This window comes from Kribbella sp. C-35 (assembly GCF_046549195.1).
Taxonomy (GTDB): domain Bacteria; phylum Actinomycetota; class Actinomycetes; order Propionibacteriales; family Kribbellaceae; genus Kribbella.
Genome location: NZ_JAJPWG010000004.1, coordinates 651334 through 677466, shown reverse-complemented (window position 1 = coordinate 677466; position 26133 = coordinate 651334). Strand labels below are relative to the sequence as shown.

Sequence of the window (26133 nt, the reverse complement as noted above, 5' to 3'; positions counted from 1 at the left end):
GGCACGTACATGCCAGGCCCACCGGCCGGCTTTCCTGTCAAGACTCACGGCTGCCAGGCCGGGTCGGCGCTCCCGGAGTGAAGTCCGCCCCACCGGGTGTGTGCAACCCCGACCGTTCCGAGAGCCGCGGTCACGGCTGCGTCAGGAAGAGCGGGTGGCCTGGCTGTCAGCATCTGAGGCGACAAAGACACGTGGCCCGCGTCCGGCGGGGACTGCGCGATCTCGAGGCCCTTCGACAGATCGGACGTGGTGGATCCGTTCGTCTCGGCCGGGGTCGTGCGGATCTCGGGGTCGGCGGTGACAGGCTGCGGGCTCTCGGCCGGTGTCGATCGCTCGAGAAACCGGAGCAGTTCGACGGGGAACGGCAGCACCAGTGTGGAGTTCTTTTCGGCGGCGACCTCGACGACGGTCTGGAGGAGGCGCAACTGCAGGGCGGCCGGGTGCTTGGTCATCACCTCAGCGGCCTGTCCCAGCTTCTCCGAAGCCTGGAGTTCGCCGTCCGCGGTGATGATGCGGGCCCGGCGCTCGCGTTCGGCCTCGGCTTGGCGCGACATCGACCGCTTCATCGTCTCCGGCAGGGCGACGTCCTTGATCTCGACCCGCTCGATGTGGACTCCCCAGTCCAACGCCGGGCTGTCGATCATCAGTTCCATACCCTGGTTGAGACGTTCCCGGTTCGACAGCAGGTCGTCCAGGTCGCTCTTGCCGATGATCGAACGCAGAGATGTCTGCGCGACCTGGCCGATGGCCGAGATGTAGTCCTCGACATCGACGGCCGCCCGGACCGGATCGATCACGTTGAAATAGACGACCGCGTCGACGCGGACCGTCACGTTGTCGCGGGTGATGCCGTCCTGCGCGGGGACCGGCATCGTGATGATCTGCATGTTGACCTTCTGCAACCGGTCCGCGATCGGCACCAGCAAGGCAAGTCCAGGCGGCCGGATCGCGGGACGTACCCGGCCGAACCGGAACACGACGCCGCGCTCGAACTGCTTGACCACCCGGACGCACGACGATGCCCCGATCAGGCCGACGACCAGCACTGTGAGCAGTATGTAGAGGATGAGCATTTCTTCTCCGTCAGGACGTCGCCCGCGGTCTCGTCAGGAGTTGTGCCGGGCCGGGGCGTACTTGGTGGCGAGGCGGGCCAGTGCGAGGGCAGCGACGAGGAGGCCGAAGTCGCGGAGGGCCACGTCGTAGAAGCCTGAGAGGGTGAGCAGGTTGATGATGATGCCGCCGAGCCAGGCGGTGACGAGGAGTGCGCCGTACCGGGGGATGAGGGCGACGGCGATGCCGGCGGCGATTTCGATGATGCCGACGATGTACATGGCGTCTTGTCCGGAGCCGGGGACGATGTCGTTGATCCAGGGGGCGAGGTAGCCGGGCCAGTCGGTGAGGAGGTTGGCGAACTTGTCGAGCCCGAACAGGATCGGGGCCACGGTGAAGACGGTTCGCAAGACCAGGAAGGCTTGGTAGGCCGGGTCCGACAGTGTCTCCCGGCTTGGCGTGCGGGCGGTGCGCCCTCAGTACTCATAATCTGCTCCTTCTAGAGCGTCGATGTACTTCCATGCTTGTCCGACGGCCACGGACTGGCACCGCCTGTCGTCGGCTGATTTGGAGCCCTTGCGGTTGCCGATGCTCGGCAACAGACGGATCCAGCGGAACGTTGCCCTTGCCAACACCGATCACCTCGTGGACCCCGGGAGGTGAGTATGGACAGCTGCCGGCGACCTAGTGCGCTGTGGGCGCCGGCTCTGGCCCAGCCAGGTAGGTGGTCCTGGCCAGCCTCGGGACCGACTCGTCGAGTTCTCCGGTGTCGGCAAGCAGTTGCAGGGTCCGCACGGCGATGGATTGCGCGTCGACGCGGAAGTGGCGGCGCAGGGCGGCGCGGGTGTCGGAGTGGCCGAACCCGTCGGTGCCCAGCGACGTCCAAGGCCTGCGGACGAAGGGGGCGATCTGGTCGGGGACCGCGCGCATCCAGTCCGAGACGGCGAGGACAGGACCCATGGTCTCCGCGAGTCGCCTTGTGACATAGGGGATTCGGGTCGGCTGGTCGGGGTGGGACTGGTTCCATTCCTCGGCGGCGAGTGCGTCGCGGCGTAGTTGGGTCCAGGACGTCACCGACCAGACGTCTGCCTGGACGCCCCACTCGGCTGCGAGCAGGCGTTGAGCTTCCAGAGCCCACGGCATGGCGACGCCGGAGGCAAGGATCTGCGCCTTCGGACCATCGCCCTCGGGAGCGGGGGAGTAGCGGTGCATCCCGGCGAGGATGCCGTCGACGTCGGCGTCGTCAGGCTCGGCCGGCTGCGGGATCGGCTCGTTGTAGAGGGTCAGGTAGTAGAAGACGTTCTGGTCCTCACCGGGCCGCGGTTCGCCGTACATACGCCGGAGGGCGTCGGCGGTGATGTGGCCGAGTTCGAAGGCATAGGCGGCGTCGTAGGCGATGCAGGCAGGGTTGGTCGATGCCAGCAGCAACGAATGCCCGTCCTGGTGCTGTAACCCTTCACCGTTGAGGGTCGTACGGCCGGCGGTGGCGCCGAGCAGGAATCCTCTGGTCATCTGGTCCGCAGCTGCCCAGAGTTGGTCGCCGGTGCGTTGGAACCCGAACATCGAGTAGAAGATGTACAGCGGGATCATCGGCTCACCATGGGTGGCGTACGACGTACCCGCGGCAGTCCAGGACGCGGCCGAGCCGGCTTCGGTGATGCCCTCGTGCAGGAGAACACCGCGGACGTCTTCCTGATAGCTCAGCATCTGCCCGCGATCGACCGACAGGTAGTGCTGCCCATGTGGGGAATAGATCTTCTTGGACGGGAACAGGGAATCCAGGCCGAAGGTGCGGGCTTCGTCCGGGATGATCGGCACGAACCGGTGACCGATCTGGGGATCTTTCATGAGGTCCCTGAGCAGCCGGACGAACGCCATCGTGGTCGCGACCTGCTGACGGCCAGAGCCGCGCCGCGCGATCTCGTATGCCGCCTCGCCGGGCAGCTCGAGAGGCGTACTGCGGACTCTGCGGGACGGCAGGTAACCGCCCAGGGCGCGACGCCGCTCATGCAGATACTCCAACTCCGCCGAGTCCTTCGTCGGCCTGTAGTACGGCGGATTCACCGCATCCAGCGCCGAGTCGGGGATCTCGAGGAACAACCGGTCCCGGAAGCCCTTGAGATCGTCGAGGGTGAGCTTCTTCATCTGGTGGGTGGAGTTGCGGCCCTCGAAATGAGAGCCGAGCGTCCATCCTTTGATCGTCTGGGCCAAGATCACCGTCGGCTGCCCGGTGTGCTCGGTGGCCGCCCGATAGGCGGCGTACAGCTTGCGGTAGTCGTGTCCGCCGCGCTTGAGGTTCCAGATCTCGTTGTCGGACAGATGCTCGACCATGGCCGCGGTGCGGGGGTCGCGGCCGAAGAAGTGCTCGCGTACGAACGCGCCGGACTCCGCCTTGTAGGTCTGGAAGTCGCCGTCGGGTGTGGTGTTCATCAGGTTGAGCAGCGCGCCGTCGGTGTCGGCGGCCAGCAGCGGGTCCCATTCGCGGCCCCAGATGACCTTGATGACGTTCCAGCCCGCGCCGCGGAAGTACGACTCCAGTTCCTGGATGATCTTGCCGTTGCCGCGGACCGGGCCGTCGAGGCGCTGCAGGTTGCAGTTGACGACGAAGGTCAGGTTGTCGAGCTCTTCGCGCGCGGCGACGCCGATCGCACCGAGCGACTCCGGCTCGTCCATTTCGCCGTCGCCGAGGAACGCCCACACCCGCTGGCCGCTGGTGTCCTTTAGGCCGCGGTTGTGCAGGTAGCGGTTGAAGCGTGCCTGGTAGATCGCGTTGATCGGGCCCAGCCCCATCGAGACCGTCGGAAACTCCCAGAAGTCCGGCATCAGCCGTGGGTGCGGGTACGACGGCAACCCGCCGCCTGCGCCGGCGTGGGAGAACTCCTGCCGGAACCCGTCGAGCTGGTCATCGGTCAGCCGGCCTTCCAGGAACGCCCGCGCGTAGACGCCGGGTGAGGCATGGCCCTGGAAGTAGATCTGATCGCCTCCGCCGGGGGCGTCGTGGCCCTGGAAGAAGTGGTTGAACCCGACCTCGAACAGCGACGCGGCAGAGGCGTAAGTGGAGATGTGCCCGCCGACGCCGATGCCGGGCCGCTGCGCGCGATGGACCATGACCGCGGCGTTCCAGCGGTTGTACGCCCGGATCCGTCGCTCGATGTGCTCGTCGCCGGGGAACTCGGGTTCGGCGTCGGGGGCGATCGTGTTGAGGTAGTCGGTACTGCGCAGGTTCGCAACACCGACGCGACGGTCGCGGGCTCGCTGCAGGATGCTGAGCAGCAGGTACCGTGCCCGGTTCTGGCCGGCATGATCGACCACCTGGTCGATCGATTCCAGCCATTCCTGGGTCTCTGAGGGGTCAAGATCGAGCAGTTGGCTATGCAGTCCCAGGCTTTCTGGCAGGCCTTGCGGCGTCGGTGTCATGACAGCTCCTTGAGGTGCGCGAAGCGGTTCGGCGCGGCGAGCTGGACCTTGGGCCGGTGTGCAGACGAGCCGTTGACTCTCTTCGGCCGGTGCGGGTGGACGACCGCGACCGGGCAGGCAGCGTGGTGCAGCACGGCCTGGCTGACCGATCCCAGCAGCATGCCGGTGAACCCGCCGCGCCCGCGCGACCCGACGACGACGAGCTCGGCGCCGTCGGCTTCGTCGAGCAGAGCCTGGACCGGGTGGCTGTGCACCAGCTTCGTTTCCACGTCGATGCCCGGGATGAGGACTCGCTTGCTGTCCATCGCCTCGGCGAACAGTTGCCGGTCGACCTGCTCGACGATCTCCGCGGGGACACGCAGTGACGGGTGCTGGCGGGTCGGCGCCGCGGCATGTACGGCGGTGATCCCGACACGTCGGCGGGCCGCTTCCTGGAAGGCGAACCGGATCGCCGCGGCCGAGACGTCCGACCCGTCGACGCCGACCACGACGCGGCCGGTCGGCGACACGGGGAACGCCGTACCGTCTCGGTGCGGGTGGACGACGATGACCGGGCACGGGGCGTGCGCGGCCACCGTGGAGCTGACCGATCCCGTCAGCAGGCCGCGGAACCCGCCGAGGCCTCGGCTGCCGACGACGACCAGTTGTGCGCCTTGTGCCTGGCTCAGCAACGTCGGTGCGGCCGCCGCGGCGAACAGTTCGGCGGTGACGCTGATATCGGCCGCAGCCTGCCGGGCCTGGTTCTTCGCCTCGGCGAGGATCCAGCCGGCCGCGGCCCGGAGTCCGTCGTTCGTCGGTTCGGTCAGGCTCAGGCCGAAGGGGTCTGCGATCATCGGCCAGGTGAAGGCGTGAACGATGTGCAGCGGGCACCGTCTGTACGACGCCTCCGCGACCGCCCAGGCGAGCGCGGCCTGCGCGGAGACCGAGCCGTCGACACCGACCATGACCGGCTGCCGGCCGTGGTTGTCTAGAGGAGTTGTCTTGGTCATGTCGCCCGCTCCGCTTCAGCTCTGGATGCCTTGCGGTTCCGACTGTGCCGTTCCAGCGGTTGGACAGGTAGTGCGCCGATCGGCGAACCTGTGACCGGGGTTATGGCCGACGTCCGGCAACGATGCTCTACTGGACCTGCGCCCAACACACCTGTGTCGATCAGTGTGAGAGGGAGTGGGATGAGCGAGCCCAGGGGGCTGCGATGGCCGGGCTCCGGCGGCGCGAACAGCGCCGACGAAGCGTGGCTGACGGCGATCGCGCAGGCGGCGGCTGGAGACTCGTCCCAAGCGCCGCTGGAGCTGCTGGTCGAGTACCTCACCCTGCTCGCCGACGCCGCCATCTCGGGCAGACGGCCCGGTGAACACGAGCTGGCGATCGTCCGTGAGCTCGGGCGTCGTGCCGCCGAACAAGGCATACCGGCCGGACGGGTCGTCGACCTCTACCTCTCCGCTGCCTGGCGGATGTGGCGGGATCTGCCCGACGTCGTGCCGTACCGCGACCGCGACACCGTCCGTGCCTCGGCGCAGGCGGTACTTCGTGCTGTCGGTGAGGCGATCTCGGTCCTCGTCGACAGTTATCAGGTAGCCACGCAGCAGTTGATCCGGCAGGAGGAAGCGCTGCGCCGCGAGCTGGTCGACGACCTGCTGCGCGGCGACCCCGACGTCTCTCGGATAGTCGAGCGCGCCGAACCGTTCGGGCTCGACCTTGGCCGGCCGCACCAGGTGGTTCTGGCCCGTCCCGCCGACGGGCTTCCGGAGGGCGACACCAGCGCGAACATGCTGGAACTCTTCATACTTGACCGCTTCGGGGACCGCGAAGTGCTCGTCGCCACCAAGGACGGACTCCTCGTGGTGCTGGTCCCCGCGACCGCCCCCAGCACCGCACCGCGGACCATTACCCAGGCTGTGGGGACTCTGATCCACGACGCGTTGATCCGGCACCGATCCGGTCGCGCATGGCGGGTCTCGAGTGGCAGGCCCTATCCGGGGGCGTACGGCATCGCGCGCTCGTACGAGGAGGCGCGTGAGGCGCTGACGCTGGCCGAGCGGCTGCAACTCGACACCCCGGTGGTTGATGCCCGCGACATGCTCGTCTACCGGGTTCTGATCCGTGACCAGGCCGCCATCGTCGATCTCATCCAGGCCGTGCTCGGCCCGCTGACCCAGGCCCGCGGTGGCGCGGAGCCGCTGCTGCAGACCCTCGAGGCGTACTTCGCGACCGGCGAGGTCGCCACCGAGGCGGCCCGGCGCCTGAACATGTCGGTCCGCACCGTCACCTATCGGCTGGACAAGGTCAAGACGCTCACCGGACACGACCCGGGCGACCCAGCCCAACGGTTCATCCTGCACATAGCCGTCCTTGGCGCACGACTCCTCGACTGGCCCGCCCGTGACCTTCCACCCGGCGCAGAGGCCCACGCCTGACCGACCCGGCCCTGACTTCCAAGGCACCGTCGTTGCCGAGCGTCGGCCAACAGCCCGGCCTCAGGTTCGCCGATCGTTGCCGTACCTGTTGTCGACGCGCCGCGGCACAGTCGTAGCTGCACGAGCAGGTTCCCGGAAACGGCCCGCCGCAAGGAGGTTTGTCGTGCATCAATCAGTCGCAGCTCGCCTCGACGCGCCCGGCACTACGGAACCGGTGAACACGCCATGAAGGTCTATCGAGTCTTCTGGCTGTTCTTCTGCGGTGTGCTCGGCGCTCTGGGTGCAGCCATGGCCTTCACCTGGTCACTCACCAACGCCATCATGCTGCTCATCCTCGCGGCCCTCATCGGCGCGGTCGTGGCCATGGTCGCCTTGGCAGACCCCGACGGTCCGAGCCGGCGTCCACGGGATCGACGACGGATCGTGGCCACCAGGACAGCCGCCACCGCGGGTGGCACGGTCTCCTTCATCGGCCTGGGCAACCTGGTGGGCGCTGCGACAGCAGTGCTCCTCCTGGCCGTCGTCATCTGCGGATCCCCTTATGTGATTCGCTACAGCGTCCGCTGGCTCAGCGAACACGGCCACCTGGCCAGCTCGTCGCCCCAGCCTCCCCAGCCGGATCGTGCCGACGACTCGACGATGTTGGCGATAGCAGCCATCCTGGGGACCGACCCGGACCAGGAGCCGAAGCCTCACGTCGCGCCGGACGCCCTGAGCGACGAAGCCCTCTGCGTGGCATGGCGGGCCAGCTTCTCGGCTCTGCAAAGAGCCGGTACGCCGGCGCTCCGCCTGCGGATCGTCGAAGAACGGCGGGCGTATCTCGACGAGATCGAGCGCCGTACCGCCCACGGCATGGCCGCCTGGCTGGCATCAGGACCCCGAGCAGCCGGAGACCCCAGCAGGTTCGTCCTGGGAGACGGCGCGGCAGGTCGCGCCTCCATTCACTGGGACGACCTGCTCCATGACACGGACAAGTGAACAACCAGCGCTCGACAGCCGCAGCTGGCCGATGCCAGGGAGAGCCGAGAACACGATGACCAAGCTGGAACACCTCTACGGCCACTTCGGACAAAGCCCATGGCTGGACAACCTCACGCGCGCCTACCTACGTGACGGCACGCTGGCGCGCATGGTCGCCGATGGGATCCGCGGCGTCACGGCCAACCCGACGATCTTCGCCCGGAGCATCACCGGCTCCCACGACTACGACGAACAGTTCTTGGAACTCATGGCGGCCGGCAAGTCGGTGGACGAGGCCTACTGGGAGCTCGTCATCTCCGACGCCGGCCAGGCCCTGACAGTCCTGCGGCCGGTCTTCGACGGGGGTGACTGCATCGACGGGTTCGTCTCGGTGGAGGTCTCTCCGGAGCTGGCTCACGACGCTTCGGCCACTATCGCCGCCGCGCGGTGGCTGCGCGGGAGGATCGCCCAACCCAACCTGCTCGTCAAGATTCCCGCCACCGCCGAAGGCGTCACCGCCGTCGAAGCGCTGATCGCCGAGGGCGCCAGCATCAACGTCACGCTGTTGTTCTCCTTGCCCCGCTACGCCGAGATCATCGAGGCCTACCTGTCCGGGCTGGAGAAGTTCACCGCGAACGGCGGCGATCCTTCGACTGTCAGTAGCGTCGCCTCGTTCTTCGTCAGCCGGGTCGACTCCGAGGTCGACCGGCGGCTGGAGGCACTCGGCACCGACGGGGCCTTGGCTCTGCGCGGTCAGGCCGCGGTCGCGCAGGCCAAGCTGGCGTATCGGCTGTTCAGCGAACAGTTCTCTACCAAGCGCTGGCACCGGCTCGCCGGCCTGGGCGCAGACGTCCAGCGTCCGCTCTGGGCATCGACGTCCACCAAGAACCCGAAAGACCGCGACACCCGCTACGTCGAGGAACTCATCGGCCGCGAAACGGTCACGACCTTGCCTGAAGCAACCATCGCCGCTTTCGAGGATCACGGCACGATGGCTCGCACCGTCGACAACGGCGTGCCGCAGGCAGCCGAACTGATGCAGCGCTTGGCAGCGGTCGGCATCGATATGACCGCCCTCGGACGGACCCTGGAGGACAACGGCATCGCCGGCTTCAACAAGGCATACCAAGACGTACTGGACAACCTGAAAAACCTGGTGGCAGCCCTGCCGACGGCACCCGGCACTACCCGCGAGAAGGACTCCTCGGATGCCTCTCGACGACGTAGCCATGCCCGCCGCAGTTGAACCTGCCGCCCTCGCCGAGCAGGCGGCGCCGGCCCTGGCCGGCTATCCTGGCCAGCCCCAGCGGAGTGTGGTGATGGCGTCGCGGACGTCGTTGGATCGTTTGTAGCTGAAGTGGTTATCGGTCATCACCCGGAGCCCCGCGGATTCACGATTTCTGAAGTGGTGCCGAGCTGAACCCAAGGTGGCCCGGCCCTGCTGGCGACGGATCGTGGCGGGTTCGATCTTCTCGATGCGACTGTCTCCGCTCACGCGTTTAGGAACTCGGTGGCGGCACTGCGCATCAGCTCGTACCCAGGAACAAGGTCGCCCCAAATGAGTTCCGGAGACCGGCTTGCAGCGCTAGGCATCAGCTCCCGCTGCGGCACAGTGCCGCGCGCGGGGAATAGCTCCAGGCGGGCACCGAGGCGACCGGCCCACTCCTCGGCGGCACGCGCCGGGTGGCCGCGATCTCCCCTCAGGCCCAGCACCAGGATCCTCGTATTGGGGGCAGGAGGCGCACTCGCGGCAGCCGGCAATGAGTCGAGCCAGACCCGGTAGCTGAGGGGCGTCTGGAGGCGGTCGCCGGGTGGCACGACGAGGACAACGCGCTCAAATCGGCCGGGGTCGTGGGCGAGCAGTCCGGCGAGAGCCCGAGCGCCCCGCGAGATGCCCAGTGCCCGGGTGGCTCCGACGGCATCCGCGACGACCCGGGCCTCCTCTGCGTCCCGTTCGGCCTGGCGGCGCAGCGGCGGCACGCGGTCGAAGTGGCCGGACTCCTCGTAATAAAAGGAGAGCTGCGTGCCTCGCACGTCCTGCGCGAACCATCGCGTAGCGGCGAGCATCGGCGCCGAGGGCGACGGACCGCGACCCTGCCCGGGGACAAAGAGGGTGACAGGTCGGCCGCGGCCGGCTCGCAGGACAGTCACTGGGCAACCTCCCTGTCTGAAGCATGAGTCTGCTTAACGGGTTTCAGGATCTCTGAAGCCAGGACGGACCGAACCCACGTTTGGGCAGTTGCTGTTGCGTGATCATAGCGAGTTGGGCGGTTTCGGCCTTGGTGGTGAGGATGTGGCGGGCTGTGGCCGCGTAGCGCGTGGCGGTGGACGCGTCGAGGTTGAAGACAAGTTGCAGGTGAAGCGGGTCGGCGCCGGTGGCGGGGCTTCTTGGAGGATCCGGTCGGCTCGGACCCGGTCGAGCGTCACACCGATGCCGGGCAGGACCTTTCGGAAGTAGGCCTCTCCGACAGGGCCGGTGCCGTTGGTGCTGATCGGCGAGAGGATGACGTGGCGGTTGGCGGTGCCGGGCATGTGACGCGGTCATCCCGCGACGGATTCACCTCGTCGAGCCAGAGCGGAAGACGTCGGAGGACGGTAGGGACGGTCACTCTGACGGGTCAGCGTCTCGCCCGGACCCGTCGGAGTGTTGTTGTTCGATGTTCTCTTCGACGTTCTCCATTCGTCTCTGGTCTTCACCGGCATCCAGCAGATTGTTCCTGGGTATGCGGTTGTCCGGGGATGCGTGGAGTGCCACTTCTGGGTGGTGTCGGTCGAACGCGGGGCTTTCGGAGCGGATGCGGGGCAGCTTCTCGAAGTTGTGCCGCGGCGGCGGCGAACTGGTCGCCCACTCCAGCGAGCGCCCCCAGCCCCACGGGTCGTCCACTCCCACCAATGGTGCTCGGCGGTACGTCTTGTAGATGTTGTAGAGGAACGGCAACGTCGACGCGCCCAGGATGAAGGCACCGACGCTGGATACTTGATTCAGGGTGGTGAAGCCCTCGTTGGCGCCGTACGAGGCGTAGCGCCGCGGCATGCCCTCGATGCCGAGCCAGTGCTGCACCAGGAACGTGGTGTGGAAGCCGATGAACAGCAGCCAGAAGTGCAGCTTGCCGAGCCGCTCGTCGAGCATCCGGCCGGTGAACTTCGGCCACCAGAAGTAGAACCCGGCGAACATCGCGAACACCACCGTGCCGAACACGACGTAGTGGAAGTGCGCGACCACGAAGTAGGTGTCGGTGACCTGATAGTCCAGGGTAGGCGAGGCCAGGATGACGCCCGTCAGACCGCCGAACAAGAACGTCGTCATGAACCCGAGCGACCACAACATCGGGGTCTCGAACGAGACCGAGCCACCCCAGATCGTGCCGATCCAGTTGAAGAACTTCACCCCCGTCGGTACGGCGATCAAGAACGACATGAATGAGAAGAACGGCAAACTCACCGCGCCAGTGACAAACATGTGATGTGCCCACACCGTCAACGACAGCGCAGCGATCGCCAGCGTCGCGCCGACAAGCCCCATGTAGCCGAAGACCGGCTTCCGGCTGAACACCGGCAGGATCTCGGTCACGATGCCGAAGAACGGCAACGCGATGATGTACACCTCGGGATGCCCGAAGAACCAGAACAGATGTTGCCAGAGTATGGGTCCGCCGTTGGCCGCGTCGAAGACATGAGCCCCGAGGAGCCGGTCCGCCTCCAGCACCAGCAGCGCCGCCGCCAGGATCGGGAACGCCACGAGCACCATGATCGACGTGATGAGAGTGTTCCAGGTGAAGATCGGCATCCGGAACATCGTCATACCGGGCGCGCGCATGGTGATGATCGTGGTGATGAAGTTGACCGCACCCAGGATGGTGCCCAGACCGGCCATCCACAGACCCATGATCCACAGGTCGCCGCCGACACCCGGCGAACGGACCGCGTTCGACAGCGGGGCGTAGCCGGTCCAGCCGAAGCTCGCTGCGCCGCCGGGAGTGAAGAAGCCACTGATCGCGATCAGGCCGCCGAACAGGAACAGCCAGAAGCTGAACATGTTCAGCCGCGGGAACGCCACGTCGGGAGCACCGACCTGCACCGGCATGATGACGTTGGCGAATCCCACGAAGAGCGGCGTCGCGAACAGCAGCAGCATAATCGTTCCGTGCATCGTGAAGAGCTGGTTGTACACCTCTTCGTTCACGATCTGCAGACCCGGCTTGGCCAGCTCAGCACGAAGGAATAGGGCCATCACGCCGCCGATCAGGAAGAACGCGAACGACGTGATCAGGTACATCTGCCCGATCAGCTTGTGATCGGTGGTGGTGAGGACCCGCACCAGCGCACGACCGAGTGGGCGCCGGCCGCCTGCCGTCGCGGCGACGCTTGTCGCCCGTTCAGCGGCCCCGGTCATCGTCCTGCTCCGGCGCCACGCGAAGTAATACAGGTCAGATTCACCACGAGCTCTCCATCACGTCTTCGTACGCGCATCTGCGTGTGGCCCGTTCACCAGTTCGCCGGCGGATCGCTGGCTGGAAAGGAGTCATAGCCCCACACATCGACGATGTCGTGAGGTTGTGGCTCGGCGTGCGCCGAAGGAGGCGGAACGGTCCGCGACGGCTGTGCTGAGATGGGTCGCATGCCGCGGCGCCGCCATGGTGTCTGTTCGCGGAATGCGCCGCTGGTGTCCCGTGCGTGCTGGCAAAGCATGCACAGGCTGGCCATCGGCAGCGCCATCAAACGATCCAGGGCAATCGCGCTGCCGCACGCCCGACAGAGTCCGAAACTGCCTTGATCGATGCGATGCAAAGCAGCATCGATATCGGTCAGGGCCGTCTCCGCGGCTGCCATCAGCGCGGACGTCACCTCGTCCATCACCTCGTTGGATCCTGCCGACACATCGGCCGTGAGCTCGTCGAGCTGCTCGACCCGAAACCGCCGGTGTTGCTCAAGATCCGCCCTGAAAGCCGCAACGTCCAAGTCCCATCGACAGTGGTTTTCACCAGTCGGGACCACACGTCTGGGCTCGGTCACGAGACCTCCTCGCATCGCGCTGGGCAAGCGGGCTAGCCAGTGGTCAAACAGCGAGACCTCGCTGACCGTCGTCCGGCTGACAGCCACATTGCCGCCCCGTCCCGACAGTGGATATGCCCGAGCCCGGTCAAAGGCGACCATCCCTCGTTGCCGAACACCGGCAACCGGGTCTGGACTCGATCAGTCGAGCCAGACCGACGTCAACCTCGTACGTACGTCGGACGAGCACAGCATCGCCTGGCCGTCGACCATCTGGTCGAGCTCGGCCACCGGCGAGTCATTCATCGCCAGGGCGGGACAGGGCTGGTGGCGGTCTCGCGTCGTGACGCCTACGTCAACGCGATGCGGTCGCGTGGGCTAGGCGCCGAGATTCGCGTCGTCGTGTACAACGGCGAGGATCAGCTCGACGGCGGCCCGCCTCGCCGTCGACCGCATCATCGCCCGGACGTCTGGTGCTGACGTGCCTGACCGGGAACTCGTCCTCAAGCCTGATCTCCGGATCCGCGCGACCACAGGTCCGGCTGACGGCCGGGGCAAACCCCGCGACTGAGCGAACTATCGCGCCAGCCTCGGCGCCACATGCCTTCTGGCAAGGTCCTGGATCTGTGTTCCTGGTTCTGGTGTCGAGCTCGGCGGGCGATCTTCGGGGCATGGATCAGGGTAAGTTGAACGCCCCGGCTGATGCACCGCAAACGTCGCGGAACGGTGCGGCGCAGGACCAGGCCAATGCTACGTGGAGTATCCGGACGCTCGTTCAGTTGATCGACGAGGCGATTGATTCGGCTGGAGCTCAGTTGGCACGTTCGGCTGGGCTCTGGGCAGACTCGCCGTCTCCGTTCGATGAGCGCCATCGTCGGCGTGTACATAAGCGTCGCAGTTCGGTGTCGACCCAGTCGATATCGGAAGAGTTGGACAGGGGGCACGGCATGAGTCCGACGTGATCGGGGCGGGATCCGGTGTCCTTGATGTTGGGTTCCGGGTTCTGCCGGCGTTGTGGTCGGGGTGGGCTTCGAGGCAGTCAGTTGTGGATGCTGCTTCGGAGGTTTTTGGTGAGTTCTCAGGGGTTTGGGCTGTCGATTGATGAGCGGCGGCGGTTGTTGGCGGCGAATGCTGCGGCTGCGCAGTTCTTCCGGCGGGAGTTGCTGCGAGCAACGAGTGGATGGCCGCTGGAGTATTTGAAGGCGCACGGTGCGGAGTCGGTGTTGTCGACGGCCTCGCCGTGGAAGGTTGGGTACGCGCCGCGGAGCTGGTCGAATCTGGTGGATCACCTGCAGAGGCAGGGATTCGGGTACGGGACGTTGGCCCGGGCTGGCCTGCTGGCATGGAGCGAGCACAGCGATGCGGTGGATCTGCACCGGGACAAGTTGATGCTGATCGCTCATGATCGGCGGTCGTCGGCGGTTGGGTTTGTCGGTATCGGGCCTGATGGTGTGGCACGGTCGGCGACTTCGGTGACGCCGGTTCATCGACCGTCCAACGTCCTGGTTGGGGCAGTGGAGCAGCGGGCTCTTCTTGCGGGTGGTGCGGTTCCGGTGATCGTGGATGAGCCCGTGGATGCGATCGCTGTGTCGAACGCCGGCCTGCGGGCAGGTGGACAGTGGGCTGGAATTCCGGTGTGTGGTGCTGGCTTGTCGACGGCTCAGGCCAACATGCTGCGCCAGTTCAGTACGAGCGACAAGGTGGTCGTCGTCCTGGCCGGGAGTGAGGTCGAGCGGAACCAGTCGGCTGGCTACTTGCTGGATCTTGCGTTCTTCTTCGACAAGGTGCGGGCGGTCGCGTTGCCTCCGGGAGAGTCGTTCGCTGGTTTGGCGCAGGAATTCGGGGCCAAGCGCGTGCACGACCTACTGCTGACGTCGCGCCCGCTGATGACGTACCGGGCCAGCGGCAGCGGGTTCGTCGCCTTGCGGAGCACCGATCTGGATCCGCCGGCACCGGGGCCCGGGCTCTGACTCGATTGAGTTCCTGGAAGTCGTGATCCGGGTTCGGCAGTGACGGATCCGAGGAGATCTTCGAGGCCGGATGTGTTCGGCTTACGGAGGTTTCGGTGAATGATCCTGGGTTTGCGATCACGATGGAGGAGCGGCGACGGTCGCTGGAGGCGGTCGTCTCCGCGGCGCAGTTCTTTCGGGGAGCGTTGCTTCGAGCAACGGGCTGGCCGTTGGAGTACTTGAAGGAAGCACGGATCGAGCAGGTGCTGTCAGCGGACTCGGGCTGGAAGGTCGGATATGCCCCGGACACCTTGACCGGTTTGGTCGATCACCTAGCGGCTGAGAACTTCGCGTACTCGACGATGGAAAGTGCGGGATTGGTCAATCGTGCCGGCGACGCGGACATCACGGATCGTGTTCGCGATCAGCTAGTGCTGGTCGCCAGGGATGCCCAGTTGCATCCGACAGGGTTCATCGGGATTGGCAGAGACGGCCGGGCTCAGTCTCTGAGCCCGGCTACGGCGATTCATCAGCCGTCCAACGTCTTGGTTGGAATCGCCGAGCAGATCGATCTTCTGCGGAGCGGCGCGGTTCCGGTGATCGTCGACAACCCGGTCGACGCCATCACCGTGTCGAGTATGAGCCGGGCGACGGAAGGCCAGTGGGCGGGGATTCCGGTCTTTGGTGACGGGCTGTCTACGGCGCAGGTGAGGATGCTGCGCAAGTTCAGCCTCGGCGACACAGCGATCGTTATTGCCCACGGCGACGAGCATCGTCAGAAGCTGACAACCGGCTACCTGTTCGATCTGGCGCAGTACTACGACCGTGTCCGCGCGGTCGTTCTGCCGCACAGCCCGAGCAGCATCGTCAACGCCGAGTACGGCCCGCAGATCATGAACGATCTGCTGACCACGGCTCGGCCGCTCCTGACCTACCGGTTCGGTGGCGCGGCGTCCGCGGAGCTCGTCGGTGATCCAGAGCCACCGGATCGTGGACCGGGCCTGTGAAGGATCGGCTGTACGACGCTCATGTCGCGGCGGCCTCGTTCTATCGGCAACAGCTCCATGAGGGGCCTAGTGGGTGGGCGGCCGAGCATCTGCGAAACCGGGGGTTAGGTGCGGTCCTGGCGCCGAGGTCCGGATCGTCGGTGGGCTATGCGCCCGACGGCTGGTCACAACTGGTTGGCTATCTGCGCCGCGCTCGGTTCGACGATGCGGAGATCGTGGGGGCAGGTCTGGCCTTCGTGACCAGCAACGGTTACCTGGTGGACCGGTTTCGGGACCGGATCATGTTCCCCGCGCACGACAAGGAGCTGCGCTCGGTCGGCTTCATCGGCCGTGCCGCCGGCGATCGCCTGCGATACCTGAACACGCGGAACACCGAGATCTACGCCAAGGCGCACACGCTGGTCGGGCTCGATGCTCAGGTCGAGCGGCTGCGCTTGGGGGCGGTTCCGGTGTTCGTCGAGGGCACGATGGACGCGCTGGCGGTAAGTCTTGCGGGCGCAGACTGGGCCGGTGCGGCTTGCTGCGGTACGGCGATCACGCGTGAGCAGGCCCTGATCGCGAGGTCGCAGTCCCGGACAAGCACGGTTCTGGTCGCTCTGGACGGCGATCTGGGAGGGCGGACTGGCGCTGTGCGGAGCCTCCCCGTGTTGTCAGATGTGTTCGACGAGGTGCTCTTTGCGCGGTTGCCTGACAAACAGGACCCAGCTGCGCTCTATGCGGCTCGCCCAGATCTGCTGCACGACGTGCTCGGATCGGCGCGACCTTTGACCGACTTCGTGATCGAGGTCGAACTCGCGAAGTGGATCAACGTGCTCGACCACCTCAGCGGCCAGGTCAACGCTGTCCGGGCTGTAGCGCCCCTGGTGGCGAGCCTGCCTGCAGAGCGGGTTGCATGCGAGGTCGCAAGGCTCGCAAAGGCTGTGCACCTGGACGAACACGTCGTGTCGCGCGAGGTAGTCGCGGCAGTCGGCCGTCTGAGCCCTGCACGGCCACGGCAACGAGCAGGTCGTCGGGCCTGCGCAGATCTGGAGATCGACCTACCGCAGAGCTACAGAGATCTGTAACGGGCTGTGGTCCGCCAACAGATCGTCCGCCAACTGAGGCACGACAGGCTAGGAACCTCGGCGACCGCCGGGCGCGCCGGCCTAAGCACGCACACGCCGATGCGCGGGCGTCGGAGAACGCCAAGGTGTCGGCACTACAACGGGTCAGTCAGTACTTTCCTCAGCCTCAGCGTTTGTGTTATCGACGTCGGCGCGGTGAAGGCGAGCGTATTGGTGGGCGAGCCGCAGGTCCTCATCAACGCTCTGTTGTGAGTGCTCTTCGCCCGCGCCGATTTCGTCGCCAAGGCTCTGCTGAAGGCGGGAGAACAGCCAATCTGGGTCGACGTAGTCTCGGATGGCCTCGTAACCCTCGCGGCGCAGGTCGGGAACGAGCGGAGCGCCCGTGTCCAGTGACCATGATTGGCCGAGGAACGAGCGCATCAGGGCAAAGGCGAAAGAGATGTCGGCGTCGATGCGGCGGCGCAGGCACTCGCGCAGCGCGTCGCCGTCGCCGTAGACGGCACACATGTGCAGTGATGCGGACGCCTTCCTCGCAAGTCGCGTAAACGGGTCACCAGCGCACCAGACTTCGAGGAGCCGGTCGGCCAGGACTCGCCCGGCGGCCTCGCAAGCTTCCATGGTGAGGACCGCACGGTCTTTACGCTCGGCCTGCGGCCGCAGCCAGCGAAGTAGTTCAACGGCGAACGGTAGGTGTTGCGCGTCGCGCATTAGCGCCGCCGCGAGGTCACCGCGCTCGTCAATGACGACCTGGCCGAGCAGGTCGCGGACTAGGACCGCTGCCCGCTCCAGGGGCGACAGGGCGAGGAAGCCGGCGGCATCGGGGAACCGATCGCTGAGGCTTGCGACGGTCATCGCAAGGCGCACTGCTGCACTCGACCCTAGGCTGGGAATACGGGCAGCAAGCTTCGGGATCACCGTGTCTGCCCCGGCCGTGTCGAGGACCGCCGAGGCAATCGACACAAGCCGGTCGATGTCTGACTCGCCACTATCGACTTCTGCGAGGAGCGCTTCCAGGTCGGCGTCTGGCACGTCACCCGGCGGGACCGTGTACGTGAAGTACCGCCGGAAGTACAACGTGGACGCAATCCGCTTGTCTCGCGCCCACGATTCTTCCCAGTCACTACCCCACTGCTTGTTGTCCCACGCGCTCTCCGTGCGCGGCAGCAGCGTCGTCAGCAGCGTCAGGGCGCGGGCCGTGTCATCAGCGGACAACCCCTCGGTCGCGGCGGCAACGGCGGTGCGGAGGGCAGCGAGCGCCGGATGGTCGCGGCCACCGCTGCCGGAGTAGGGGCCGAGAACCTCGTGGGGGTGCGATCGGACCCACTCGTACAGCGATGGATAGCAAACACGCATCGCCTCGACCAGCATCAGGTCAACGGGATGCACCTCACCGCCGATCATCGGCAAACTGAAGAGCAGTGCGTTCCCGTACCGCTTGGCCGCCCGCGGAGTCGTTAGTCGAGGGCCGACGGCGCGATCGAAAGCCGAGACAAATGCGGCGGCGGCCTCCTTCGGGAGGTCGATCTCAGCCTGGGCGAGCGCCGCGTCGACCGTCTCCAGAGCAAGGGCGCGCAGCACATCCGGCGGTGCCGGCGGCAGGTGCAGCGGCAACTGAATGATCTTGTCCATGAAGCTCGCACCGTGCGTCGGCTCGGCGGCATACCGCTCCGCGAGTGCGTTCGCTACCACGCGGTGGTCAAACGCCAGCACGTACGCCGTGTGCTTGAAGTCTGCCGCAATCTTCACCAGCCGGAAGATTGCCTGAATCTCGCTCTTGTCGAGCCGGTCGATGTCGTCGATGAGGATGACGACACGCTTCCCGTGTTTTGCGAGCAGATCCTCGATCTTCTTCCGCTGCTTAGCCAGGCTTGTCTCTGACAGTTTCGCCCCAGCCGCGCCAGCCCCCTCCTTCAGCGCGTCTCCGACCACGGGGACGGCGACGAGCAGCCCGCCGTAGTCACGCAGCGTCTGCCCCACGCGCTCCGCGGTTGACGCCGTCTGCTCGTCTAGCGCGTCCGCGAGTGTCGCGAAGAATCCCTGGAACATCTCGGTCTCGTCGCCTAGCCGCCATGGGTTGAACCTGACGGGCACGACTCCTGCAGTCTCCTCAAGCGTGCCGTGAATGAGGTTCAGCACGCTTGTCTTTCCATCACCCCATGGCCCGTAGATTCCCACCACCAGGCTCGACGCATCCCGTTGCGCCGCAATCGTCTCCGCCACACGTCCCGCCCAAGCGCGCCGCCCAAACCGGTCTCGTTCGGCCTGCTCGATAGGACTGTCGGCCAAGTAGTCGACTCCGGCGTCGACCTCCACGGGCGAAGGTTCAATCGTCGCAGCCGGCCCCGTAGGTTCCTGCGCATCGCGGCGATGCCAACGGCGGAACCACCTCATCGCGGTCGGCTAACTGCCTGACGAGTCCCTTGTACCTCCGGACTCTTACGGCTGCGTCCTGGTGACACCGATTTGCGCACAGCCGAATCCTGCCAGGCAGAACGTAATTTCGGACCGAACCGTGTGTCGTGATCGCTCCTGCCGTGCCCCGTGCATGAACTCACGCGGCGCCAAGTAGGCGGTGACGGGTCGCTGGTCATCCGCGCGGACCTGCCTTCGTGCTTACGCACTGTCGCAGATCACCTGGTGGACAAGTGTCGCGCGTCTGTGGACGGAGGACATCTGTGACCTGGTCGCGCTGGGGAGATTTCCAGGAGTCCTTGATTCCGGGATCCAGGTTCTGGATCGGGTCGGCGGACAGCAGATTGAGGGCATGGACGTTGACCTGGAGGAACTGATCACGGAGGCAGCTCGCTCGGGGTGGGCGACGGAGCCTTCGCGGCGGCTGGTCGAGGAGATCGAGTCGCACATCGTTGTTCCGTTGTCGAGCCGGTTGCGGGCGGCGTTGGGGCGTGACGAGGCCGAGCAACTGGCGCGAGTGATCGCTTGGGAGCGGTGTCTTGAGCTGGCGGCTGCACCGCCGCCGGACGGGGTGTCGTGGGGTTACCTGGCCAACCTGGTTCGGTGGCGGTTGATGGACGTAGTCCGTGCGACGGTTCTGCATGGCCGGCGGCACCGGCTGACGCACCGGCTGCCCGAGCCACCCCCGACGCATCGCTGGTCTCTTGGGCCCCACCTCGAGCAGATCGCGTACGAGCTGGAGAGCGAGGGGCTGCCGGCCGCGATCGGTCGCCGGCTCATCCGCGTCGCGGCGGACGGGCCGCCGTACTATCGCGCGGCGATCATCGCGCGCCTTCGGAGAGCCCGTGCGACGGCGGCGCAGGCCGAGGGCCTGGCCTGGTTGCTCCGAGGCGGGGCCGGCAGGCCGTCAGCTCTCGCGCGACTGGCTCTTGGCCAGGCTCCCGACGAGGTCTTCAACGATCCTGGCGTACGGCGATGGATCCGGGCCGCAGCGGGCCGTGACCAGCGGTTTTTCGGCGGACCACGCCGCCTCGGCCACCGCCGAGCCGGCGACGTCCAGTGGGTTCGAGCCGCCTGACGAAAAGTCTCCCGGGCTCAACCGTTGAGACCCGGCATGACCAACATCTACCTCCGGCCGCCCAGCCATCACCTGTTCGTTCAGTGCTGCCTGGCGCCCTTCAAACTCGCCTCCCACATCTTCGTAGCGGCGTGGATCGTTCCGCAGTTGGTGGCAGCCGTCGGGTCCGCGGCGCTACGCCGTACCGAGATCTCCACGAGAGGAAAGCCTGTGAAGTCATCGAGCCGGTCCAGGGTTGCGGTCGCGATCCTGGCTGTCGTCGGCGTGGCTGCGCTGATCGCCATGCTGGTCGCGCGTTGGCAGAGCCCAGACGAAACGCGCGGTACGTCGAACTCGGACGGCACGACCTACTCCGCCGAGGCGCCGAGGCAGCTCGAGGCCTGGGCGCGACCGACGACGACCGATCCGCACGACTTCGCGATCGCCTATGCCCGGGCGATCTGGACCTATGACACCTCGCGGCACAGCTATGTCGACTGGCAGAACGCAGTCAGTGTGTTCGCCGATCCGAGGTCGGCCGCGCCGCAGGTCGCCAAGAGCCTGTTGCCGCAATGGGCGGAGTGGGACCAGCTCCAGTCGCACGAGGCCCGCGCCGTCGTGAACGGCATCACGGCGGAGGTCACACCGGAGCTCGAGGCGATGATCAACCGCGGCCAGGCACCAACCGGCTGGCACGCCTATGTCATCCACGGGACGCAGACCGTCCTCACGGACACCGGCACCAAGTTCCTGGACCGGCAGGCCGCGGTAGCCGTGGTCTGTACGCCAACCTGCAAGTTCTGGTCGGCGACATCACAGGTGTCGCCGTGATCGTCAAAGCGACACTGGCGACCGCTCTGCTGGCGAGCTCGATCGGACTCGTGGCGCCGATCGCGCTCGCCGCGGGCGGCACGGAAGGCACCTGCGTCGCGACCCCAACCGAAGACACCTGTGAGACGCCGGCCGGCGCCGGAGGTGACCTTCCGGGAGCAGACGAGGCGGTGGCTCGTGCGCTCCGTCTGGTCGGCGGCCATGGCTACTACCAGCTGTGCGCCCGGCTGGCGGCGAACATCTGGGGCCGGCCTCGCGCCGGGTATTTCTCGGCCGCCGAACAGTGGCGCCAAATGGTTGCCACCAACAACGCGCACCCAGGCGACCGCCGGCCGCCCACCGGAGCGCTCGTGTTCTGGGAGACCGGCGGACCCTACGGCCACGTCGCGGTGTACGTCGGCGACGGCCGCATCGTCTCGAACGACATCGGCGACACCATCCCTGGCGAAGGCGGGGTCTACCTCGTCGACTTCGCACTCATCGAGTCCCAGTGGGGAGCCACATACCTCGGCTGGGCACCGCCCATCTACTCGACTACGTGAAGGACATCGACGTGTTTCAAGGCAGTGCGTTGCTTCGGCAGCTTGTGATCATGCAGGACCCGGGCGTCAAGCCGAACACCGATGGCCTGCCAGGGCTTCCGGCAGTACGGTCGTTGGCCGGCGCGACGATCACGTTCGCGCTCGTGTCGTGCGTGGTCGCGCTGATCATCTCCGCGGCCGCGTGGGCCCTGGGCAACATCAACGGCAACGCGCACTTCGCGAGCAAGGGCCGTACCGGTGTCCTTGCATCGCTGTTCGCGGCGATCCTGATCGGCTCGGCCAACGCCCTGATCCGCTTCTTCAGCGGCATCAGCATCGGCTGAGGGGACCGGCTGATGGCTTGGAAGGATTGCCTGCTGAACCCGGTGGCATGCGTGCAGGACGCTGGCAGAGAGGCAGTCGACGGCACGGCCTGGAACCTTGTCGCCAACTGGCTGGCCAAGGGCCTCACGGACACCGCGATCAGCGTGTTCAACAAGTTCAGTGCCAGTACGACGCCCGACTTCAACCAGCAGTGGTGGCGAGACAACCTCGATCTCATCGTCACGATCTCGTTGCCGCTGCTGGTCATCGCGTTCGTAGTGCAGTGCGCGGCAGCCGCGATCCGGCGCGAACCGGCGCGGCTTGGCTCAGCGGTCTTCGGAGCCCTCCTAGGGACGGCCGGCGTACCGTTCGCGATCGCGGCGGTCGTCGCCAGCGGCCGTATGGTCGACCAGGTCTCCTCCGCGATCCTTGGCCACAATCCTGCGACAACTGCGGGGTTTCGGCGGATCGTCGACATCACGAGGGTGCTCTACCACGCCACCAACGGCGGATTTCTGATCATGGCAATCGAGTTCGCGATCCTCGCGACGATGGCGCTCTACTTCGTGATGCTCATCCGCGAGGTGGCTCTTGTCGCCTTCGTCGTACTGGCACCCATCGCGCTGGCCAGCTGGACCTGGACAGCGACGAGGCATTGGCTGCGTCGCTGGATCGAGGTCGTCGGTGCGTTGTTGTTCTCGAAGATCATCATGGCCGTCATCTTCACTCTGGGGTTGTCTGCCATCGGCAATACGGATCAGGCCGGCGATTCGAGTCTCGGCACGTTCCTGGCCGGGAGCCTGCTGTTCGCGATGGCCGCCTTCGCGCCGCTGGCGACGTACTCCTTCATTCATTGGGCCGGCGATCAAGGGCAGAGCGCCCTGTATGCCGTGCAGCAAGGCGCAGCTGGCCCGTCGGCGATCAAGGAACGCATGGAACAGGCACAACGTTGGGCCGCGTTCGACTTCACCGGCTCGCGCAACCAACCAGGGTCTGGACTCGTCGTCGGCGGGAACGAGTCACACGACGACAAGACAGGCGACACACCGAGCGATGGTCCTTCGACTCAGGAACAACCCGGGAGCGACATCGGACCAGAGTCGTCGCCGGCGACAGCGCCCGCCGACGCCGCGTCCACTACTAAGGAGTGGGTCGATCGGTCTGGAGGAGCGGACCGGGATGACGAGCAACGCCGTCCCGGCGACACCGATGGTCAGGGCGGTGAGACGCGGTGACGACTCCCGACATGCTGTCGACCCGCTTCCCCCGGCCTGAGCAGCACGCCGTACTGCTTGGGCTCCGACCGGTGCAGATCGCACTGTTGCTGACAGCGCTCGGCGTTGTCACTCTGTCCTTCGTCACACAGATGTCCGCGATCGCGAGGCTCGGCGGACTGCTGACGGCATCTGCCTGCATCGCTGTGGCGTTTGGTCGGGCAGAAGAACTTCCGGTGTATCGATGGTTGGTCCTCCGCGCGGTTCACGTCTGGAGATCGCTTCGCGGTCAGCAGTCATACCGCGCTCGCGTTCTCGAACCGCGCCAGCACGGTCGCCTGCAGCTGCCGGGGGAGCGCGGCACGCTGCGCGTCCTGACGACTGCGTCGGGGTTCGGTGTCGTGCACGATCCGCAGCGTCGGCGGCTGGTCGCGGTCGCGCGGATCGAAGGCCCGGCACATCTTCTGCAGAACGCGGACGAGCAGGATCGTCGAGTTGCGGCGTACGGGCGACTGATCGCCGGCCTGTGTCAGGGCAACCGGATCGCACGAGCGCAGATCCTGGAACGCACTCTCCCCGATCCTGCTGACGAACTCGGGCAATGGGCCAAGACGCGGAAGCTGGATCCGCGTACGCCGGCTGGCGCGATCTACACCGACTTGCTGGCGGAGGCGGCGCCGACCGCGGCGAAGCACGAGACGCTATTCAGCTTTGCTGTGAACCTCGATACCGTGTCGCGCGAGGTCCGCAAACACGGCGGCGGCCTGATCGGTGCCGCCGCAGTCCTGGAGTCCGAGGCACGCGCCTTCCAGACGTCGCTCGCTGCCGCGGGAGTGGCCGGTGCCTGGCTGAGCGCTGGGGACATCGCCTCCAGCCTGCGTACCGCCTTTGACCCGGCAGCGACGCGGACAGTCCCGAGCCCGCAGAACCTCGACGCGGTCGATGCCGGGCCGCTGGCGGTCGACGCGACCTGGGATCGGCTGAGGACAGACTCCTCTCTTCACCGCGTGTACGTCATTACCGAGTGGCCGCGGATCCGCGCGACGCCGTCGTTCCTCAGCCCGCTGCTGCTGAGGCCAGGCATCCGCCGTACGTTCACGCTGGTACTGCAGCCGATCCCGATGGCGAAAGCGCTACGGGACGCACGACGCCACCAGGTTGAGCGCGTCAGCGATCGAGCCACGCGCTCACGAATCGGGCAGCTGGAGACCGAGCAGGATCGCCAGCTCGACGCCGACGTGGCGCAACGCGAGCGCGACCTAGCAGCTGGCCACGGGGACGTGCGCTGGCTCGGCCTGCTCGTCGTCTCAGCCGACAACGAGGAGGCGCTCGACGACGCCTGCATGGAGATCGAGATCGCGGCCACGCAGGCGCTTCTCGATTTGCGCCGACTGGTTGGCCAGCAGTTGGAGGGCTTCATCGCTGGGGCTCTGCCGTTCGGGGTGGGGCTCGGATGACTCGACACTCGGTGTACTACGAGAGCGAAGGCGCCGACCGCGCGACCAGGCGCGCGAACAGGCGCTCGACGTACGACGTACCTGCGAGGCGGCAGCCCAGTGCGATCGAAGGTGAGTCGGGCACCGGGCGCGGACGGCGGCTCCTGGTTGACACGCATCGAGCCACGACGAGGGTGCTGCGGGTCGCATACCCGTTCTTGGCCGAAGGCGGATTGGGTGCTGACGGCACCTACATCGGTTCGGATGTGTTCAGTGGCGGCTCGTTCGTCTACGACCCCTGGGTGCTGTACCAGGGGCGCGTCATCACCAACCCGAACGTTCTGCTTGCCGGTGTCATCGGCAGTGGAAAGTCCTCAACGGCGAAAGCATTGATTACTCGTTCCCTTGCCCTCGGCCACAAGGCGTACGTGCCGTGTGACCCGAAGGGGGAGTGGACCGCGGTCGCCGAGGCGATGGGCGGAGCCACGATCAAGCTCGGCCCTGGACTCGCGACCCGGCTGAACCCGCTCGACGCCGGCCGCAAGCCTGCAACGGTCCAGGCCGACGAGTGGCAGCGGATCGCATGGTCTCGCCGCCGAGCCCTGCTGGGAACGCTCGCCGAGTCCACGCTTGGCCGCCCGCTTGCTGCTGTCGAACACACGGCACTCGACCTGGCTCTCGACACGGTGTCCAGTCAGGTCGAGTCGCCGACGATTCCTGATGTCGTCGTTGCACTCTTCACCCCGGACCCGGTCTTCGCTGAGCGCGCCGGCCTAAGAACCACCAGCCTGATCGACGACGGCCGCCAGGTCGCCCACGCGATCCGCCGTCTCGTGCATGGCGACCTGTCCGGAATGTTCGACGGTCAATCGACGACCGAGTTCGACCCGACCTTGCCGATGGTCACGCTCGACTCCTCCTGGCTTGGAAGTGGCGGCAACGATGAAGCCCTTCGCCTGACTCTGGCCTGCGCGTCGTCGTGGCTCGAAGCCGCGGTCGCCGATCCCGCCGGCGGCAACCGCTACATCGTGTACGACGAGGGCTGGCGCGTCATGCGCGACGCCGCGCTGCTGCGCCGCATGCAGGAGCAGTGGAAGCTGTCTCGCGCATGGGGCGTCTCGAACGTCCTCATCGTCCACCGCCTGTCCGATCTGGCAGCTGTCGGCGATCTAGGTTCCGAAGCCCGAGCCCTCGCCGAAGGACTGCTCGCCGACTGCTCCACCAGGATCATGCTCCGGCAAGAACCCGACCAGCTCTCCCGCACCGCCAGCCTCCTCGGCCTCACCGATGTCGAGATCGCCACTATCGCGAAACTCCCTAAAGGCCGCGCGCTCTGGCGCCTGCCAAACCGATCCTTCGTCGTACAGCTCGTCCGCCACGCCCGCGAAGTCGAACTCTTCGACACCGACGCCCGGATGTGACATGCAAAAGCCACCACGAGACCTCACCGATACCCTCTTCGTCGGAGTTGGAGTTCTGCTTTGC

General features: G+C 66.5%; 22 protein-coding genes. 14 read left to right on the top strand and 8 right to left on the bottom strand.

Annotated elements, in window-relative coordinates; all coding sequences use genetic code 11:
• Positions 1 to 44: 44 nt before the first annotated feature.
• The 4 genes from ACLJOO_RS29045 to ACLJOO_RS29030 all read right to left on the bottom strand — a co-directional run bounded on the left by ACLJOO_RS29045 (position 45) and on the right by ACLJOO_RS29030 (position 5456).
• Positions 45 to 1073: a slipin family protein gene (locus ACLJOO_RS29045; RefSeq protein ID WP_410790606.1), complete on the bottom strand. Its 1029-nt coding sequence runs from the start codon at positions 1071 to 1073 to the stop codon at positions 45 to 47.
• Between the two features lie 33 nt (positions 1074 to 1106).
• On the bottom strand, positions 1107 to 1442 hold the full coding sequence (locus ACLJOO_RS29040; RefSeq protein ID WP_410790605.1) for a hypothetical protein: 336 nt from the start codon (positions 1440 to 1442) through the stop codon (positions 1107 to 1109).
• Between the two features lie 292 nt (positions 1443 to 1734).
• Positions 1735 to 4467 carry a pyruvate dehydrogenase (acetyl-transferring), homodimeric type gene (aceE, locus tag ACLJOO_RS29035; protein WP_410790604.1) on the bottom strand — a complete coding sequence of 911 codons (2733 nt, stop codon included), beginning with the start codon at positions 4465 to 4467 and terminating at the stop codon, positions 1735 to 1737.
• Positions 4464 to 5456, bottom strand: a complete 993-nt coding sequence (locus ACLJOO_RS29030) for a universal stress protein (protein WP_410790603.1) — start codon at positions 5454 to 5456, stop codon at positions 4464 to 4466. Before ACLJOO_RS29030 ends, aceE begins: the two co-directional genes overlap by 4 nt.
• Before the next feature lie 180 nt (positions 5457 to 5636).
• Between ACLJOO_RS29030 and ACLJOO_RS29025 the strand changes: the two genes are divergently transcribed.
• From ACLJOO_RS29025 to tal, 3 genes are all read left to right on the top strand, one after another.
• On the top strand, positions 5637 to 6881 hold the full coding sequence (locus ACLJOO_RS29025) for a PucR family transcriptional regulator (RefSeq protein WP_410790602.1): 1245 nt from the start codon (positions 5637 to 5639) through the stop codon (positions 6879 to 6881).
• Positions 6882 to 7106: 225 nt separating this feature from the next.
• Positions 7107 to 7859: a hypothetical protein gene (locus ACLJOO_RS29020; RefSeq protein WP_410790600.1), complete on the top strand. Its 753-nt coding sequence runs from the start codon at positions 7107 to 7109 to the stop codon at positions 7857 to 7859.
• A 55-nt stretch (positions 7860 to 7914) separates the two neighbouring features.
• Complete coding sequence (gene tal / locus ACLJOO_RS29015; protein ID WP_410790599.1) at positions 7915 to 9087, top strand: transaldolase; 1173 nt, start codon at positions 7915 to 7917, stop codon at positions 9085 to 9087.
• 245 nt (positions 9088 to 9332) lie between these two features.
• On the opposite strand, the gene ACLJOO_RS29010 is transcribed toward tal, so the two are convergent.
• From ACLJOO_RS29010 to ACLJOO_RS29000, 3 genes are all read right to left on the bottom strand, one after another.
• Complete coding sequence (locus ACLJOO_RS29010) at positions 9333 to 9992, bottom strand: alpha/beta fold hydrolase (protein WP_410790597.1); 660 nt, start codon at positions 9990 to 9992, stop codon at positions 9333 to 9335.
• A 454-nt stretch (positions 9993 to 10446) separates the two neighbouring features.
• Positions 10447 to 12234, bottom strand: coding sequence for a cytochrome c oxidase subunit I (ctaD, locus tag ACLJOO_RS29005; protein ID WP_410790596.1), 1788 nt, complete (start codon positions 12232 to 12234; stop codon positions 10447 to 10449).
• A 92-nt stretch (positions 12235 to 12326) separates the two neighbouring features.
• Complete coding sequence (locus ACLJOO_RS29000) at positions 12327 to 12854, bottom strand: TraR/DksA family transcriptional regulator (protein WP_410790594.1); 528 nt, start codon at positions 12852 to 12854, stop codon at positions 12327 to 12329.
• A gap of 306 nt (positions 12855 to 13160) precedes the next feature.
• On the opposite strand from ACLJOO_RS29000, the gene ACLJOO_RS28995 reads away from it, so the two are divergent.
• The 4 genes from ACLJOO_RS28995 (at position 13161) to ACLJOO_RS28980 (ending at position 16853) form a co-directional block, all read left to right on the top strand.
• Positions 13161 to 13313, top strand: coding sequence for a hypothetical protein (locus ACLJOO_RS28995; protein ID WP_410790593.1), 153 nt, complete (start codon positions 13161 to 13163; stop codon positions 13311 to 13313).
• 590 nt (positions 13314 to 13903) lie between these two features.
• Positions 13904 to 14803 (top strand): hypothetical protein, encoded by a 900-nt coding sequence (locus ACLJOO_RS28990; protein WP_410790592.1) that lies wholly within the window; start codon positions 13904 to 13906, stop codon positions 14801 to 14803.
• 95 nt (positions 14804 to 14898) lie between these two features.
• Complete coding sequence (locus ACLJOO_RS28985; RefSeq protein WP_410790591.1) at positions 14899 to 15789, top strand: hypothetical protein; 891 nt, start codon at positions 14899 to 14901, stop codon at positions 15787 to 15789.
• Entirely contained in the window at positions 15786 to 16853 is a 1068-nt protein-coding gene (locus ACLJOO_RS28980) for a toprim domain-containing protein (RefSeq protein WP_410790590.1), read from the top strand. Before ACLJOO_RS28985 ends, ACLJOO_RS28980 begins: the two co-directional genes overlap by 4 nt.
• 144 nt (positions 16854 to 16997) lie before the next feature.
• Here ACLJOO_RS28980 and ACLJOO_RS28975 read toward each other — a convergent pair whose 3' ends face one another.
• On the bottom strand, positions 16998 to 19166 hold the full coding sequence (locus ACLJOO_RS28975) for a P-loop NTPase fold protein (RefSeq protein ID WP_410790588.1): 2169 nt from the start codon (positions 19164 to 19166) through the stop codon (positions 16998 to 17000).
• Between the two features lie 451 nt (positions 19167 to 19617).
• Here ACLJOO_RS28975 and ACLJOO_RS28970 point away from each other — a divergent pair, with 451 nt between their 5' ends.
• Genes ACLJOO_RS28970 through ACLJOO_RS28940 form a run of 7 tightly spaced genes read left to right on the top strand, consistent with a single transcriptional unit; the run spans position 19618 to position 26069 of the window.
• Positions 19618 to 20343 carry a hypothetical protein gene (locus tag ACLJOO_RS28970; protein WP_410790587.1) on the top strand — a complete coding sequence of 242 codons (726 nt, stop codon included), beginning with the start codon at positions 19618 to 19620 and terminating at the stop codon, positions 20341 to 20343.
• Between the two features lie 36 nt (positions 20344 to 20379).
• Positions 20380 to 21153, top strand: coding sequence for a hypothetical protein (locus tag ACLJOO_RS28965; protein WP_410790586.1), 774 nt, complete (start codon positions 20380 to 20382; stop codon positions 21151 to 21153).
• Positions 21150 to 21695, top strand: a complete 546-nt coding sequence (locus ACLJOO_RS28960) for a CHAP domain-containing protein (protein ID WP_410790585.1) — start codon at positions 21150 to 21152, stop codon at positions 21693 to 21695. The genes ACLJOO_RS28965 and ACLJOO_RS28960 overlap by 4 nt, the downstream gene beginning before the upstream one ends.
• Positions 21692 to 22018 (top strand): DUF6112 family protein, encoded by a 327-nt coding sequence (locus tag ACLJOO_RS28955; RefSeq protein ID WP_410790584.1) that lies wholly within the window; start codon positions 21692 to 21694, stop codon positions 22016 to 22018. The genes ACLJOO_RS28960 and ACLJOO_RS28955 overlap by 4 nt, the downstream gene beginning before the upstream one ends.
• A gap of 12 nt (positions 22019 to 22030) precedes the next feature.
• Positions 22031 to 23233, top strand: a complete 1203-nt coding sequence (locus tag ACLJOO_RS28950; RefSeq protein ID WP_410790583.1) for a hypothetical protein — start codon at positions 22031 to 22033, stop codon at positions 23231 to 23233.
• Positions 23230 to 24669, top strand: coding sequence for an SCO6880 family protein (locus ACLJOO_RS28945; protein ID WP_410790582.1), 1440 nt, complete (start codon positions 23230 to 23232; stop codon positions 24667 to 24669). The genes ACLJOO_RS28950 and ACLJOO_RS28945 overlap by 4 nt, the downstream gene beginning before the upstream one ends.
• Positions 24666 to 26069: an ATP-binding protein gene (locus ACLJOO_RS28940; RefSeq protein WP_410790580.1), complete on the top strand. Its 1404-nt coding sequence runs from the start codon at positions 24666 to 24668 to the stop codon at positions 26067 to 26069. The genes ACLJOO_RS28945 and ACLJOO_RS28940 overlap by 4 nt, the downstream gene beginning before the upstream one ends.
• Positions 26070 to 26133: the final 64 nt, after the last annotated feature.

Excerpts from the sequence above, each read along its gene's own strand:
- ACLJOO_RS29045 (WP_410790606.1), bottom strand. The coding sequence starts at position 1,073 with ATGCTCATCCTCTACATACTGCTCACAGTGCTGGTCGTCGGCCTGATC.
- aceE (WP_410790604.1), bottom strand. The coding sequence starts at position 4,467 with ATGACACCGACGCCGCAAGGCCTGCCAGAAAGCCTGGGACTGCATAGC.
- ACLJOO_RS29030 (WP_410790603.1), bottom strand. The coding sequence starts at position 5,456 with ATGACCAAGACAACTCCTCTAGACAACCACGGCCGGCAGCCGGTCATG.
- ACLJOO_RS29025 (WP_410790602.1), top strand. The coding sequence starts at position 5,637 with ATGAGCGAGCCCAGGGGGCTGCGATGGCCGGGCTCCGGCGGCGCGAAC.
- ACLJOO_RS29020 (WP_410790600.1), top strand. The coding sequence starts at position 7,107 with ATGAAGGTCTATCGAGTCTTCTGGCTGTTCTTCTGCGGTGTGCTCGGC.
- tal (WP_410790599.1), top strand. The coding sequence starts at position 7,915 with ATGACCAAGCTGGAACACCTCTACGGCCACTTCGGACAAAGCCCATGG.
- ctaD (WP_410790596.1), bottom strand. The coding sequence starts at position 12,234 with ATGACCGGGGCCGCTGAACGGGCGACAAGCGTCGCCGCGACGGCAGGC.
- ACLJOO_RS28970 (WP_410790587.1), top strand. The coding sequence starts at position 19,618 with ATGGACGTTGACCTGGAGGAACTGATCACGGAGGCAGCTCGCTCGGGG.
- ACLJOO_RS28965 (WP_410790586.1), top strand. The coding sequence starts at position 20,380 with ATGACCAACATCTACCTCCGGCCGCCCAGCCATCACCTGTTCGTTCAG.
- ACLJOO_RS28950 (WP_410790583.1), top strand. The coding sequence starts at position 22,031 with ATGGCTTGGAAGGATTGCCTGCTGAACCCGGTGGCATGCGTGCAGGAC.
- ACLJOO_RS28940 (WP_410790580.1), top strand. The coding sequence starts at position 24,666 with ATGACTCGACACTCGGTGTACTACGAGAGCGAAGGCGCCGACCGCGCG.